Genomic DNA, 12363 nt, shown 5'->3' with positions numbered 1-12363 from the left:
GGGCGGGGCTGCGCTCACGCCCGTACCGTGCCCGAGAACCGAGATCCATGCTGCGTATCGAAGCCCTGACCAAGCGCTTTGGCGACAAGAATGCTGTCGACAATGTCTCGCTTTCGATCCCCAAGGGGGAGATGGTCGGCGTGATCGGCCGCTCCGGAGCCGGCAAATCGACGCTGCTGCGCATGCTCAACCGGCTGGCCGAGCCGAGCTCCGGCCGCATCGTCTGCGAGGAGCAGGACGTCACGGCGCTGAAGGGCGGCTCGCTGCGGCGCTGGCGTCGCGACACCGCGATGATCTTCCAGCAGTTCAACCTCGTCGGCCGCTTGGACGTGCTGACCAATGTGCTGCTCGGCCGCCTCAATCATCGCTCGGCCGCGCTGACCCTGGTCAAGAGCTTCTCCGAGGACGACAAGATCCGTGCCATTGCGGCGCTCGAGCGTCTCGATATGGGGCACCTCCTCGCGCAGCGGGCCGAGACGCTCTCCGGCGGGCAGCAGCAGCGCGTCGCCATCGCCCGCGCGCTCGTCCAGGAGCCGCGCATCATCCTCGCCGACGAGCCGATCGCCTCGCTCGACCCGCGCAACACCCAGGTCGTCATGGACGCGCTGTTCCGCATCAACCGCGAGGACGGCATCACCGTGATGTGCAACCTGCACGACCTCGACATCGCCGCGAAGTATTGCGACCGGCTGATCGGCATGTCCGCAGGCAAGGTCGTCTTCGACGACGTGCCGCAGGCCCTGACCCGTGAGGTCGCGGCCGAACTCTACGGCATCGAGGCCAAGGATGCCGGCGCCGAGGCGCTGGACGCGCTCGACGCCATCGCCGCTTCCGAAGCGAAGCGCGCCCGCCAGAAGACCGCCTGACTTCGCGAGATCGCCGGACCGGCCTGAAGGCCGTCGCCGCGAGAAGACCATCCCGACTACGACTGCAACCAGGAGCACATCGATGCTGACCCGTCGTCATACCCTCAAGCTCGCCGTCGCCGGCCTCGCGCTCACCGCGGCCCCGGCCTTCGCCCAGGACTGGAAGGCGAAGTATCCCGAGCTCGTCTTCGCCATCATCCCCTCCGAAAACGCCTCCGGCGTCACCGAGCGCTACACCCCCTTCGTGCAGTATCTCGCCAAGGAACTCGGCACCAAGGTCACGCTGCGCATCGCCAACGACTACGCCGCGATCATCGAGGGCCAGCGCACCGGCAACATCCACATCGCCTCCTACGGCCCGTCCTCCTTCGCCCGCGCCCGCATGACCGGCGCCAAGGTCGATGCCTTCGCGATCGAGACCAACCTCGACGGCACCAAGGGCTATCACTCGGTCTTCTACGTGAAGAAGGACTCGCCCTATCAGAAGGTCGAGGATCTCAAGGGCAAGAATCTCGGCCTCGTCGACCCGAACTCCACCTCCGGCAACAACGTCCCGCGCTTTGCGCTGAACGGCATGAAGATCGAGCCGGAAACCTTCTTCTCGAAGGTCGTCTATACCGGCAGCCACGAGAACGCGATCATCGCCCTGCAGCAGGGCACCGTCGATGTCGCCGCCAACTGGTGGAACGACGAGCAGGAGTCGAACCTGCAGCGCATGGCTCGCAAGAACATGGTCAAGGCCGACGATTTCCGGATCATCTACAAGTCCGAGCAGATCGTGAACTCGCCGATGGCCTATCTCACCGAGCTGCCGGAAGACCTCAAGGCCAAGATCCGCGACGCGGTGCTGAACCTCGCCACCAAGGACAAGGCCGCCTTCGACAAGATCTATGAAGGCAAGCAGGGCCCGCTCGTCGCCGTCGACAACAAGGCCTACGACCCGATCATCGACCTCAACAAGTTCGTCGACGACCTCCGCAAGAAGAAGTCGTCGTAACGTCCTTCGCCCCTCACGCCCCGCTGTCATCATGCGCGGGGAACCCTCTCCCATAGGGAGAGGGCAGGGTGAGGGGTAGGCCGAAGAACCAGCGGCGTGAAACCTCTCCGCCCCTGCGTTCAGGCCAACGATCTCTGGCCTACACCTCACCCCTGCCCCTCTCCTTACAGGAGAGGGGTTCCCCGCGCCTGATCGGCAACGGACTCAAAATTTCATGACCCTCGCGATCGACCGCAACGACCCGGCCATCCGGGCCCATGCCGAGACCTATCGGCAGGCCGCCTCGGCCAAGCGCCGCCAGGCGATCATCGGTATCGTCGTCTTCCTCGCCTGCGTGCTCTTGTCGGCGCGCGGCGCCGAGGTCGATCTCGCCAGGTTCTTCGAGAACATCCACCGCTTCCCGAAATACATCTACGAGACGCTGCCGACGCTCCGGCTCGCCAGCCTCGGCTCCGACCTCGCCGAATGGTACTGGGGGCTCAAGGGCTGGCTGAAGCTGCTCTGGCAGACCATCCTCATCGCCTATGTCGGCACGATCCTCGGCGCCGCCGGCGCCTTCCTCTTCTGTTTCGCCGCCGCCGCGAACCTGGGTCGCGCGCCCTGGCTGCGCTTTGCCGTCCGCCGCTTCCTCGAATTCTGCCGCACTGTTCCCGAGATCGTCTTCGCGCTGATCTTCGTCATCGCCTTCGGCCTCGGCCCGCTGCCGGGCGTGCTCGCCATCGCGATCCACACCATGGGAGCGCTCGGCAAGCTGTTCTCCGAGGTGGTCGAAAATATCGACCTCAAGCCCGTCGACGGCGTCACTGCCTCGGGCGGCAGCTGGTGGCAGATCGTACGCTTCGCCGTGGTGCCGCAGGTGCTCTCCAACTTCGCGAGCTATGCGCTGCTGCGCTTCGAGATCAATGTGCGCGGCGCCTCGATCATGGGCTTCGTCGGCGCCGGCGGCATCGGCCAGGACCTCATCGAGGCGATCCGGAAATTCTACTTCACCGATGTCAGCGCCATCCTGCTGCTGATCATCGTCACGGTGATGCTGATCGACTACGGCACCGAGCGGCTGCGCCACGCCCTCCTCAGCCTGGAGCACGGCCGATGAGCTTCGCCCTCACCACCGCCGAGCGCGCCGACATCCTGAACCGGCATGCTGCGGCGATCCGCGGTTCCCTCAGGACCAGGCTCGCCACCCTCGGCACCATCGCCGCCCTGCTCGGCTTCTTCGTCTACGGCCTCTCGACGCTCGAGACCTCGCTCTGGAAGATCCTCTCCGGCTTCGGCAATCTCGGCTCCTTCGTCGTGCTTATGCTGCCGCCGGATCCCGGCTCCTGGGCGCGAGCCCTGATCTTCGTGAAGGCGCTGTTCGAGACCATCGCCATCGCCTTCCTCGGCACGGTGCTCGCCGCGGTACTCGCCCTGCCGCTCGGCTTCATCGCGGCGCGCAACGTCGTCGCCAACCGCGTGGTGCACTTCTTCGCCCGCCGCTCCCTCGATACGGTCCGCGGCGTCGACGCGCTGATCTGGGCGCTGATCTGGGTCAATGTCGTGGGCCTGGGGCCCTTCGCCGGCATGCTCGCGATCATGACCAGCGATCTCGGCGCCTTCGGCAAGCTCTATTCCGAGGCGATCGAGGCCGCCGACCGCAAGCCGGTCGAGGGCGTGGCCTCCGTGGGCGGCGGCAAGGCGCACGTGATCCGCTTCGGCCTGCTGCCGCAGGTGCTGCCGGTCATCGCCAGCCAGGTGCTCTACTTCATCGAGTCGAACACGCGGTCCTCGACGATCATCGGCATCGTCGGCGCCGGCGGCATCGGCCTCTATCTCGCCGAGACCATCCGCACGCTGGAATGGCAGCAGGTCTCCTTCCTGATCCTGCTGATCCTCGCCGCCGTCTCCGCCATCGACTTCCTCTCCGGCAAGCTCCGCTTCGCCATCATCGGCAAGCGCGCGAACTGAGGGCGGAGAAGAACCCGGAAAAAGATCAAGGCATGCAGGTCGTCATGCTCGCCCTTGCGGCCGGCATCCACGTCTTGAACACTATCTCGACCAATGAAGGCATGGATGGTCGGGACAAGCCCGACCATGACGAGGACAGCGGTCCTTCTCAATCCCCGAACGGCTCGATCACCATCTCCATGCGCTCAGCGGCAAAGACGCTCGAAACGAGATGGACCGGCGTCAGGTCCGGCAGCGCATCGACCGCCGTCGAGATCATCACGGCAGCCTCGGGCGCGATCTCGAGCAGTTCGGCCTCGCCTTCATCGGCGAGCCGCGCCGTCAACCGCGTCGACAGGCGCACGTAGTCCGTGATGCCATAGGCCTTGAAGGCCGCGGTGATCGAACCGGCGGCCTCGCGATAGGCCTTGTCGAAATCCGGGAAGCGCTCGACCGCGAGCCAGTGCGTGCCGGTGCCCATCGGCACGCCGTCGGCCAGGCTCACGCCCCGCACGCACCAGAGCGGCGTCCCGGTCTTCAGCTTGAGTGCCGCGCAGGCCGCCGCCTCGCCCACCACAGTCTCCGCCGAGAGCATGCGGCTTGTCCCGGTGATGCCGAGCTTGCCCATATTGGTACGCATGCTGACGCGCCGGCCGATCGGATAAGGCAGGCGCGGCGCCGTCACCTGCGTCCCGCGTCCGCGTGAAACCGTCACCAGCCCCTGGTCGGCGAGGTGGCGGAACGCCTGCCGCACGGTGTGCCGATGCACGCCATAGCGCTCTGCCAGCGCCACCGAGGCCGGCAGCGTGTCGCCAAGCTTGTAGTCGCCGCGCGAGATCGCATCGGCCAGTTCGTCGGCGATGCGTCGCCAGGCCGTGCCGCCATCCCGCTCCGCGATTGCTGCGTCCGTCATCAAAATGTCTTCCGAAAAGTATAGACCTTTGCCATCAACTTCCCTAGCATAGTCTAGACATTCTGAACTGACCAGCGAGCCCGCGCCGATGAGCCAGAAGACCATGAGACAAAGCTGGATGGCGACGCTCGCCCGCGCCTCCCGCGCCGAGATCGAACGCCTGCTCGGTGATCCGCCCGCCCATGAAATCCTCAAGGCCCCGGAAACCGGCACGGTGATGGTCGAGGGCCGCGCCGGTGGCGCCGGCCGCCGCTTCAACCTCGGCGAGGCCACGGTGACGCGATGCGTCGTGCGTCTCTCGACCGGCCGTATGGGCTTCTCCTATGCGCTCGGCCGCGATGGCCGGAAGGCGCGCCTCGCCGCCCTGCTGGACGCCCGGCTTCAGGACGAGACCGAAGGCGGCCTGCATGACGGCGTCGCCGCCCTGGCCGCGCAGCAGGCTGCCGCCCGCGACCTCGCCTCGCGCAAGGCAGCGGCGACCAAGGTGGACTTCTTCACGCTGGTGCGGGGCTCGTGATGTCGACCCAAGCGATGATCGCCCCCGGCTTCTCCGAGCCGGTCTTCCAGTCGCAGGCCGCCTTCCGCGCCTTGCTCGCCGCCCTCTCCGAACCCGGCACGCTGCAGCGCGTCGCGGCCGGGCTCACCCCGCCGGAGGGCCTGACGGCTGCAACGGCGACCGCCTTGCTGACGCTGGCCGACTACGAGACCCCGGTCTGGCTGCCGGCAACCCTGCGCAACGGCCCGGCCGGCGCCTGGCTGCGCTTCCATTGCGGCGCCGCCCTCGTCGACGATCCCGCCGCGGCCGCCTTCGCGGTGCTCGACGGCGCGGCGGGCGAGCCCAAGCTCTCCGCCTTCAACCTCGGCACGGACCAGTTCCCCGACCGCTCCACCACCGTGATCGTGCAGGTTTCGGCGTTCGAGGGCGGCGCGGCCCTCGCGCTCGCCGGCCCTGGCATTCCCGGCACGCGCAGCATCGCGCCGCAGGGCCTGCGCCCGGGCTTCGCCGACGAACTGCACGAGAACGGCGCGCTGTATCCGCTCGGCGTCGATGTCGTGCTGGCCCATGGCGACGGCATGCTCGGCCTGCCGCGCTCGACGCAAGTTGAGGAGGCTCGCTGATGTATGTCGCAGTGAAAGGCGGCGAGGCCGCCATCCTCGCCACGCATGACCTCGTCGCCGAGGCGCGCCGGGGTGACCCGACCGTGCCGGAAATTTCGGTGGCCCAGATCCGCGAGCAGCAGGCGCTGGCCTGCGCCCGCGTGATGAACGAAGGCTCGCTCTACGATCAGGACCTCGCCGCGCTCGCATTGAAGCAGTCGCAGGGGGACGTGATCGAGGCCGCCTTCCTGATGCGCGCCTATCGCACCACCCTGCCCCGCTTCGGCTCCTCCGAGCCGGTCGATACCGCCCAGATGGCGATCCGCCGCCGGGTCTCGGCGACCTACAAGGATCTGCCCGGCGGGCAGGTGCTCGGCCCGACCTACGACTACACGCATCGACTGTTCGACTTCGCCCTGATGGACGAGGGCGGCGGGGCCGCGCCCCGCTCGGCCCCGACGCCGCTCGACGCCACGATGCCGCGCGTGCCCGACATCCTAGGCGCCGAAGGCCTGATGGAAGCGGAAGAGCCGCCTGAAGGCGATCCGCGGCCCTTCGATCTGACGCGCGATCCCGTCTCCTTCCCGGCCGATCGCGATGTCCGCCTGCAATCCATGGCGCGTGGCGACGAGGGCTTCCTGCTCGGCCTCGGATACTCCGTGCAGCGCGGCTTCGGCGGCACGCATCCCTTCGTCGGCGAGGTCCGCGTCGGCGAGGTCGCGGTCGAGTTCGTGCCGGAGGAACTCGGCTTCGCCGTCGACCTCGGCGACGTCACCCTGACCGAATGCCAGATGGTCAACCAGTTCCAGGGCTCGAAGGAGGTGCCGCCGCAATTCACCCGCGGCTACGGTCTCGTCTTCGGCCATAGCGAGCGTAAGGCAATGTCGATGTCGCTGGTCGATCGTGCCCTGAAGGCCCGCGATTTCGGCGAGGCGGCGAACTACCCGGCGCAGCAGGACGAGTTCGTCCTCTATCACGCCGATAATGTCGAGGCGGCCGGCTTCGTCGAGCACCTCAAGCTGCCGCACTATGTCGATTTCCAGGGCGAGCTCGAACTGATCCGCCGCATCCGCCGCGAGCGGGAAGAACGGCTTGCGCAGGAACAGGACGCCATGCCGGAGGCTGCGGAATGACAATCCATCAGATGCCGGCGGATGATGCGAAGCCGGCTTACAACTACGCCTATCTCGACGAGCAGACCAAGCGGATGATCCGCCGCGCCTTGCTCAAGGCGGTCGCGGTGCCCGGCTACCAGGTGCCCTTCGGCTCCCGCGAGATGCCACTGGCGCGCGGCTGGGGCACGGGCGGCATCCAGATCACCGCCGCGATCATCGGCCCGGCCGATACGCTCAAGGTGATCGATCAGGGCGCCGACGACACCACCAACGCCGTCTCGATCCGCAAGTTCTTCGAGCGCACGGCCGATGCCCGCACCTGCGAGGCGACCGACGAGGCGACGATCATCCAGACGCGCCACCGCATCCCGGAGGCCCCGCTGCAGAGCGGGCAGATCATGGTCTATCAGGTGCCGATGCCGGAGCCGCTGCGCCGCCTGGAGCCGCGCGAAGCCGAGACGCGCAAGATGCACGCATGGGCCGAATACGGGCTGATGCAGGTCAAGCTCTACGAGGACATCGCCCGCTATGGCGAGATCACCAAGACCTATGACTACCCGGTCATGGTCAACGACCGCTACGTGATGGCGCCCTCGCCCATCCCGAAATTCGACAATCCGAAGATGCACATGTCGCCCGCGCTCCAGCTCTTCGGCGCCGGCCGCGAGAAGCGCATCTACGCGCTGCCGCCCTTTACCAGCGTGCGCAGCCTCGATTTCGAGGACCATCCCTTCCGCATCCAGAGCTGGAGCCAGCCCTGCGGGCTCTGCGGCGCGGGCGACAGCTATCTCGACGAGGTCGTGATCGACGACCGGGGCGGGCGCATGTTCGTCTGCTCCGACAGCCATTATTGCGAGACCCGCCGGGCGGAAGGCCATCGCGGCACCATGCTGGGCGACGCGGCCGCGAGCGGCCTGGTCGAGGAGACCACCCCATGACCCTGCATGTCGCAGCGGCCGAGCTCGCGCTCGAACCCGCCCCCCTGCTCTCCGTCGATGGCGTCAGCCGCTTCTATGGCGAGCGCATCGGCTGCGCCGATGTCTCCTTCGATCTCTGGCCGGGCGAAGTCCTCGGCATCGTCGGCGAATCCGGCTCGGGCAAGTCGACCCTGCTGCGCTGCCTCGCCGGCATCGACAAGCCGGATGAGGGCGAGGTGCTGTTCCGTGGCGGCGCAGAGCCGCTCGACATCTATTCGGTCTCGGAGCAGGAGCGCCGCCGCCTGATGCGCACGGCCTGGGGCATCGTCCACCAGAACCCGCGCGACGGCCTGCGCATGGACGTCACCGCCGGCGGCAATGTCGGCGAGCGGCTGATGGACCGCGGCGACCGGCATTACGGGCAGATCCGCGAGCGCGCGCTCGACTGGTTGCAGCGCGTCGAGATCGCGGGCACCCGCATCGACGACCGGCCGCGCCAGTTCTCGGGCGGCATGCAGCAGCGCCTGCAGATCGCCCGCGTGCTGGTCTCGGAACCGCGCCTCGTCTTCATGGACGAGCCGACTGGCGGTCTCGACGTCTCCGTGCAGGCCCGCCTGCTCGATCTGCTGCGCGTGCTGGTGCGCGATCTCGGGCTGGCCGCGATCATCGTCACCCACGACCTCGCCGTCGCGCGCCTCCTGACCGACCGGCTCATGGTGATGAAGGACGGCCGCGTCGTCGAACAGGGCCTGACCGACCAGGTCCTCGACGATCCCCATCACGCCTATACGCAACTCCTGACCTCGGCGGTGCTCAGTGTGTGACGGCATGCCGTCACATTCGCGTCACCCCGTATCGGCAAGGCACTGACCCCATGACCACGATGATTCAGGTCGAGAACGTCGCCAAGACCTTCACCCTGCATAACCAGGGCGGAGCCCGGCTGCCCGTCTTCGACAACGTCAATTTCCATGTCGAGGCCGGCGAGGCGCTGGTACTGGCCGGCGCGTCCGGCGCCGGGAAGTCGAGCCTGCTGCGCATCCTCTACGGCAATTACAGGCCGACGGGCGGCGCGATCCGCATCACCCATGCCGGCCGGCCCATCGACATCGTCGCCGCAGTGCCGCGCACCGTGCTCGACATCCGCCGCCGCACGCTCGGCTTCGTCTCGCAGTTCCTGCGCGTCATCCCGCGAGTCTCGACGCTCGACATCGTGCGCGACCCGCTGCTCGCCCGTGGCGCCGCTCCCGAGCTCGCGACCGAGAAGGCCAAGGCCATGCTCGCCCGGCTCAACCTGCCCGAGCGGCTGTGGAACCTCGCGCCCGCCACCTTCTCCGGCGGCGAACAGCAGCGCGTCAACATCGCCCGCTCCTTCGTGGACCCCTCGCCGATCATGCTGATCGACGAGCCGACCGCCTCGCTCGACGCCGCCAATCGCGACGTCGTCGTCGATCTCATCTCGGAGGCGCGCGCCGCCGGCTCCGCCATCGTCGGCATCTTCCACGACGAGGCGGTTCGCGAACGCGTCGCGACGCGCTATCTCGACATCACCGCTTTCCGGAAGGCCTGAAGATGCAGACCGTACTCACCAACGCCAGGCTGATCCTCGAGAACGAGGTCGTCACCGGCACCATCGCATTCGACGGAACCGGCATCACCGCCGTCGACCAGGGCAAGTCGTCCCTGCCTGGTGCCGTCGATGTCGGCGGGGACTATGTCGCACCCGGCCTCGTCGAGATGCACACCGACAACATGGAAAAGCATTTCATGCCGCGCCCGAAGGTCTTCTGGCCGAACGGGCTCGCGGCATCGCTCGTCCATGACGCCCAGATGGCCGCGGCCGGCGTCACCACCGTTTACGATGCCGTCTGTGCCGGCACGCCCTTCTCGGCCAAGGACTACCGCAAGGACATCTTCGCCGACGTGATGAAGTCGCTGGCCTACGGCAAGAGCGAGAACGTCTTCCGCATCGACCACCGCATCCACATGCGCTGCGAGCTGACGAGCCCGCAGCTGCTGGAGGACATCGCGCCCTATCAGGACGACGAGCTGGTCCAGCTGGTCTCGCTGATGGACCACACCCCCGGCCAGCGGCAGTGGCGCAACCTCGAGCACCTCAAGACCTATGCCGTGGGCAACGGCAAGACGGTCGCCGAGTTCGAGGAGGACGTCGAGGTCCGCCAGCGCGAAGGCGCCGCCAACGTCGCCAGGAACTGGCAGGCGGTCGTGGACATCTTCCGCTCGCGCGGCATCCCGCTCGCAACCCATGACGACACCACGCCTGAACATGTCGACGAGGGCATCGCCTCGGGCGCCGTCATCTCGGAGTTCCCGACCACGGTCGAGGCCGCGGCCGCCGCCAAGAAACATGGCCTCGCCACCGTCGCCGGCGCGCCGAACGTCGTGCGCGGCGGCTCGCATTCGGGCGGCGTCTCCGTCGCCGAACTCGCCGAGAAGGGCCTGCTCGACGGCCTGTCTTCGGACTATGTCCCGGCGAGCCTGCTGCAGGCGGTGGTCAGGCTCAATGCCGGCCACGGCATCGCGCTGCCGGAGGCTATGGGCATGGTCACCTGGAAGGTCGCCGATATCCTCGGGCTCGGGGATCGCGGCCATCTGAAGCCCGGCCTGCGCGCCGACCTCGTCCGCTTCAAGGTGCTGGGCGACACGCCGGTCATCGGCACGGTCTGGTCGAAGGGCGAGCGCGCATTTTGAGCAAGCCGCGCTACGCTCTCTATTACGCTCCCGCTGCCGAAAGCCCGCTCTGGCGCTTCGGCAGCGCGACGCTCGGCTATGATGCGCTCACGGCCGAGGATCTCCCCTTCGCCGTTCCGCCCGGCTGCGATCCCCGCCAGTGGCCGGCTTTCACCGAGGAACCGCGCCGCTACGGCTTCCACGCCACGCTGAAGGCCCCGTTCGAGCTCGCCGACGGCCGCAGCGAAGAGCAACTGCGCTCCTTCGCCCGCAACTACGCGGCAGGACGTGAAAGCGTGCCGCTCGCCGGCCTGAGCGTGACGGCGCTCGGATCCTTCGTGGCGCTCACGCCGTCGGAGCCGAGCGAGGAACTGCAGCGCTTCGCCTTCACGATGGTGCAGGCGTTCGAGCCTTTCCGCGCGCCGTTGGCGGAGGCCGATCGGGCGCGGCGCCTCAAGAGCCCGCTCACCCCGGCGCAGCACGCCTATCTCGAAGCCTATGGCTATCCCTATGTCGGCGATGCCTTCCGCTTCCACATGACGCTGACCGGCTCGCTTCCGGGCGAGCATGCGGCACCGGTCAAGCAGGCGCTGGAGTCCGCCTATGCGGCGGCCCTTCCGGCCGGGCCGGTCAAGCTCGACCGCTTCGCCCTGTTCAGGCAGGACGGCCGCGCCGGCCGCTTCCGCCTGATCGATTCCTATCCGCTCGGCTAGGAGCCATGCTGCCGGAGCGCGCGCAGGACGGCGAGCAGCTCTTCGGCGGCCTCGGCGATGCTGCGGTCGTTCATGATCGTGACGATCTCCGCCCGCTCCGCCGTCAGCGGCGCCTCTCGCCGGAGCCGCGCCGCGATATCGGCTTCGCTCTCGCGCCCGCGCGCGGCGAGCCGATGCGCCAGGACCTGCACCGGCGCGGTGATGTTGAGCACCACGACGCGCTCCGCCAGCCGCTCGGCCTCGGCGATGACGGCGCGGGAGATGTTGACGATCACGACGTCACCCGCGGCAACGCCGGCGAGTTCGGCCGCCGGGATGCCGTAGCTCAGCCCGTGCGCCCGCCAGCTCAGAGCCAGCTCGCCCCTGGCCTCGGCGCCGGCGAAGGCGGTCTCGTCGCAGGAATCGTGATCCTCGGCTCCCGCCATGGCCCGCCGGGTGATCAGCCGGCGCGCGAAGCGGAAACGCCGGTCACCGGCCAGCCCTGCGCGGCCGGCATCCATCAGGGTGTCCTTCCCTGCCCCGGAAGGCCCCACCACGAGCACGAGCGCGCCCACTGCCGAGACAGGGGCGACGAGTTCAGGAGAGTGCAACGACATGGCCACGAAGAAACTGGGTCTCGAACCGGTGATCGACCCGACCGCCCAGGTCAGGCAGGCGACGCTCGGCCGCTATACCGCGATCGGCGCGCGCACGAGTTTCGTCGAGTCGACGATGGATGACTACTCCTATGTCGTGAACGACGCGAATGTCATTTACACGACAATCGGGAAATTCTGCTCGATCGCGGCGATGACGCGGATCAACCCCGGCAATCACCCGATGCAGCGGGCGAGCCAGTCGCATTTCACCTATCGCGCCGCAGCCTATTTCGACGACGCCGAGGACGACGAGGCCTTCTTCGACTGGCGCCGGGCCCATGCCGTGACGATCGGCCACGACGTCTGGATCGGCCATGGCGCGATCGTGCTGGCCGGCCGCAGCATCGGTACCGGCGCAGTGGTCGCGGGCGGCGCCGTCGTCACCAAGGACGTGCCCGCCTATACCATCGTCGCCGGCAATCCGGCCCGGCCCGTAAGGCGGCGCTTTTCGGAGGATGTCGCCGAGCGGCTGCAGACGCTGGCCTGGTG

At 67.9% G+C, this 12363-nt stretch carries 15 protein-coding genes; 13 read left to right on the top strand and 2 right to left on the bottom strand.

All coding sequences use genetic code 11. The features are described from left to right. Window positions 1–47 precede the first annotated feature (47 nt). From phnC to phnE (ACIPIA_RS03465), 4 genes are all read left to right on the top strand, one after another. A complete protein-coding gene (gene phnC, locus ACIPIA_RS03480; protein ID WP_400506711.1) occupies window positions 48–866 on the top strand; it encodes a phosphonate ABC transporter ATP-binding protein in 819 nt (272 codons plus the stop codon). A gap of 82 nt (window positions 867–948) precedes the next feature. Further along, window positions 949–1863, top strand: a complete 915-nt coding sequence (phnD, locus tag ACIPIA_RS03475) for a phosphonate ABC transporter substrate-binding protein (protein WP_400506709.1) — start codon at window positions 949–951, stop codon at window positions 1861–1863. A 214-nt stretch (window positions 1864–2077) separates the two neighbouring features. After that, complete coding sequence (phnE, locus tag ACIPIA_RS03470) at window positions 2078–2959, top strand: phosphonate ABC transporter, permease protein PhnE (RefSeq protein WP_400506708.1); 882 nt, start codon at window positions 2078–2080, stop codon at window positions 2957–2959. Further along, window positions 2956–3810: a phosphonate ABC transporter, permease protein PhnE gene (phnE, locus tag ACIPIA_RS03465; protein WP_400506706.1), complete on the top strand. Its 855-nt coding sequence runs from the start codon at window positions 2956–2958 to the stop codon at window positions 3808–3810. The genes phnE (ACIPIA_RS03470) and phnE (ACIPIA_RS03465) overlap by 4 nt, the downstream gene beginning before the upstream one ends. A 148-nt stretch (window positions 3811–3958) precedes the next feature. Here phnE (ACIPIA_RS03465) and phnF read toward each other — a convergent pair whose 3' ends face one another. Next, on the bottom strand, window positions 3959–4702 hold the full coding sequence (gene phnF / locus ACIPIA_RS03460; protein WP_400506704.1) for a phosphonate metabolism transcriptional regulator PhnF: 744 nt from the start codon (window positions 4700–4702) through the stop codon (window positions 3959–3961). Window positions 4703–4790: 88 nt separating this feature from the next. Between phnF and phnG the strand changes: the two genes are divergently transcribed. The 8 genes from phnG to ACIPIA_RS03420 are packed head-to-tail and all read left to right on the top strand — an operon-like array spanning window position 4791 to window position 11236. Next, complete coding sequence (gene phnG / locus ACIPIA_RS03455) at window positions 4791–5219, top strand: phosphonate C-P lyase system protein PhnG (RefSeq protein ID WP_400506702.1); 429 nt, start codon at window positions 4791–4793, stop codon at window positions 5217–5219. Continuing rightward, on the top strand, window positions 5219–5821 hold the full coding sequence (gene phnH / locus ACIPIA_RS03450; RefSeq protein ID WP_400506700.1) for a phosphonate C-P lyase system protein PhnH: 603 nt from the start codon (window positions 5219–5221) through the stop codon (window positions 5819–5821). Before phnG ends, phnH begins: the two co-directional genes overlap by 1 nt. Further along, on the top strand, window positions 5821–6933 hold the full coding sequence (locus tag ACIPIA_RS03445; RefSeq protein ID WP_400506698.1) for a carbon-phosphorus lyase complex subunit: 1113 nt from the start codon (window positions 5821–5823) through the stop codon (window positions 6931–6933). The genes phnH and ACIPIA_RS03445 overlap by 1 nt, the downstream gene beginning before the upstream one ends. Continuing rightward, window positions 6930–7853, top strand: coding sequence for an alpha-D-ribose 1-methylphosphonate 5-phosphate C-P-lyase PhnJ (locus ACIPIA_RS03440; protein WP_400506696.1), 924 nt, complete (start codon window positions 6930–6932; stop codon window positions 7851–7853). The genes ACIPIA_RS03445 and ACIPIA_RS03440 overlap by 4 nt, the downstream gene beginning before the upstream one ends. Continuing rightward, complete coding sequence (gene phnK / locus ACIPIA_RS03435; RefSeq protein ID WP_400506694.1) at window positions 7850–8656, top strand: phosphonate C-P lyase system protein PhnK; 807 nt, start codon at window positions 7850–7852, stop codon at window positions 8654–8656. The genes ACIPIA_RS03440 and phnK overlap by 4 nt, the downstream gene beginning before the upstream one ends. A gap of 50 nt (window positions 8657–8706) precedes the next feature. Then, window positions 8707–9402 carry a phosphonate C-P lyase system protein PhnL gene (gene phnL, locus ACIPIA_RS03430; RefSeq protein WP_400506692.1) on the top strand — a complete coding sequence of 232 codons (696 nt, stop codon included), beginning with the start codon at window positions 8707–8709 and terminating at the stop codon, window positions 9400–9402. Between the two features lie 2 nt (window positions 9403–9404). Beyond that, the gene (locus ACIPIA_RS03425) at window positions 9405–10544 is read left to right on the top strand and encodes an alpha-D-ribose 1-methylphosphonate 5-triphosphate diphosphatase (RefSeq protein ID WP_400506690.1); all 1140 of its coding nucleotides are present in this window, start codon (window positions 9405–9407) and stop codon (window positions 10542–10544) included. Continuing rightward, complete coding sequence (locus ACIPIA_RS03420) at window positions 10541–11236, top strand: DUF1045 domain-containing protein (RefSeq protein ID WP_400506689.1); 696 nt, start codon at window positions 10541–10543, stop codon at window positions 11234–11236. The genes ACIPIA_RS03425 and ACIPIA_RS03420 overlap by 4 nt, the downstream gene beginning before the upstream one ends. Here ACIPIA_RS03420 and phnN read toward each other — a convergent pair. Beyond that, on the bottom strand, window positions 11233–11832 hold the full coding sequence (gene phnN, locus ACIPIA_RS03415; protein ID WP_400506687.1) for a phosphonate metabolism protein/1,5-bisphosphokinase (PRPP-forming) PhnN: 600 nt from the start codon (window positions 11830–11832) through the stop codon (window positions 11233–11235). The two genes, ACIPIA_RS03420 and phnN, sit on opposite strands and share 4 nt — an antisense overlap. On the opposite strand from phnN, the gene ACIPIA_RS03410 reads away from it, so the two are divergent. After that, window positions 11831–12363: LbetaH domain-containing protein (locus ACIPIA_RS03410; RefSeq protein ID WP_400506686.1), on the top strand; the 533-nt coding region annotated here is incomplete at its 3' end. The genes phnN and ACIPIA_RS03410 overlap by 2 nt on opposite strands.

The sequence above is a fragment of the Allobosea sp. CER48 genome (assembly GCF_044752385.1).
Taxonomy (GTDB): Bacteria; Pseudomonadota; Alphaproteobacteria; order Rhizobiales; family Beijerinckiaceae; genus Allobosea.
The sequence above is the reverse complement of the archived record's forward strand: the minus strand, read 5'-3'. Positions and strand labels throughout refer to the sequence as shown.

Bases quoted from the DNA above. Each gene is read 5' to 3' on its own strand.
- phnC (WP_400506711.1), top strand. From the start codon at position 48: ATGCTGCGTATCGAAGCCCTGACCAAGCGCTTTGGCGACAAGAATGCT.
- phnD (WP_400506709.1), top strand. From the start codon at position 949: ATGCTGACCCGTCGTCATACCCTCAAGCTCGCCGTCGCCGGCCTCGCG.
- phnE (WP_400506708.1), top strand. From the start codon at position 2,078: ATGACCCTCGCGATCGACCGCAACGACCCGGCCATCCGGGCCCATGCC.
- phnE (WP_400506706.1), top strand. From the start codon at position 2,956: ATGAGCTTCGCCCTCACCACCGCCGAGCGCGCCGACATCCTGAACCGG.
- phnF (WP_400506704.1), bottom strand. From the start codon at position 4,702: ATGACGGACGCAGCAATCGCGGAGCGGGATGGCGGCACGGCCTGGCGA.
- phnG (WP_400506702.1), top strand. From the start codon at position 4,791: ATGAGCCAGAAGACCATGAGACAAAGCTGGATGGCGACGCTCGCCCGC.
- phnH (WP_400506700.1), top strand. From the start codon at position 5,219: ATGTCGACCCAAGCGATGATCGCCCCCGGCTTCTCCGAGCCGGTCTTC.
- ACIPIA_RS03445 (WP_400506698.1), top strand. From the start codon at position 5,821: ATGTATGTCGCAGTGAAAGGCGGCGAGGCCGCCATCCTCGCCACGCAT.
- ACIPIA_RS03440 (WP_400506696.1), top strand. From the start codon at position 6,930: ATGACAATCCATCAGATGCCGGCGGATGATGCGAAGCCGGCTTACAAC.
- phnK (WP_400506694.1), top strand. From the start codon at position 7,850: ATGACCCTGCATGTCGCAGCGGCCGAGCTCGCGCTCGAACCCGCCCCC.
- phnL (WP_400506692.1), top strand. From the start codon at position 8,707: ATGACCACGATGATTCAGGTCGAGAACGTCGCCAAGACCTTCACCCTG.
- ACIPIA_RS03425 (WP_400506690.1), top strand. From the start codon at position 9,405: ATGCAGACCGTACTCACCAACGCCAGGCTGATCCTCGAGAACGAGGTC.
- phnN (WP_400506687.1), bottom strand. From the start codon at position 11,832: ATGTCGTTGCACTCTCCTGAACTCGTCGCCCCTGTCTCGGCAGTGGGC.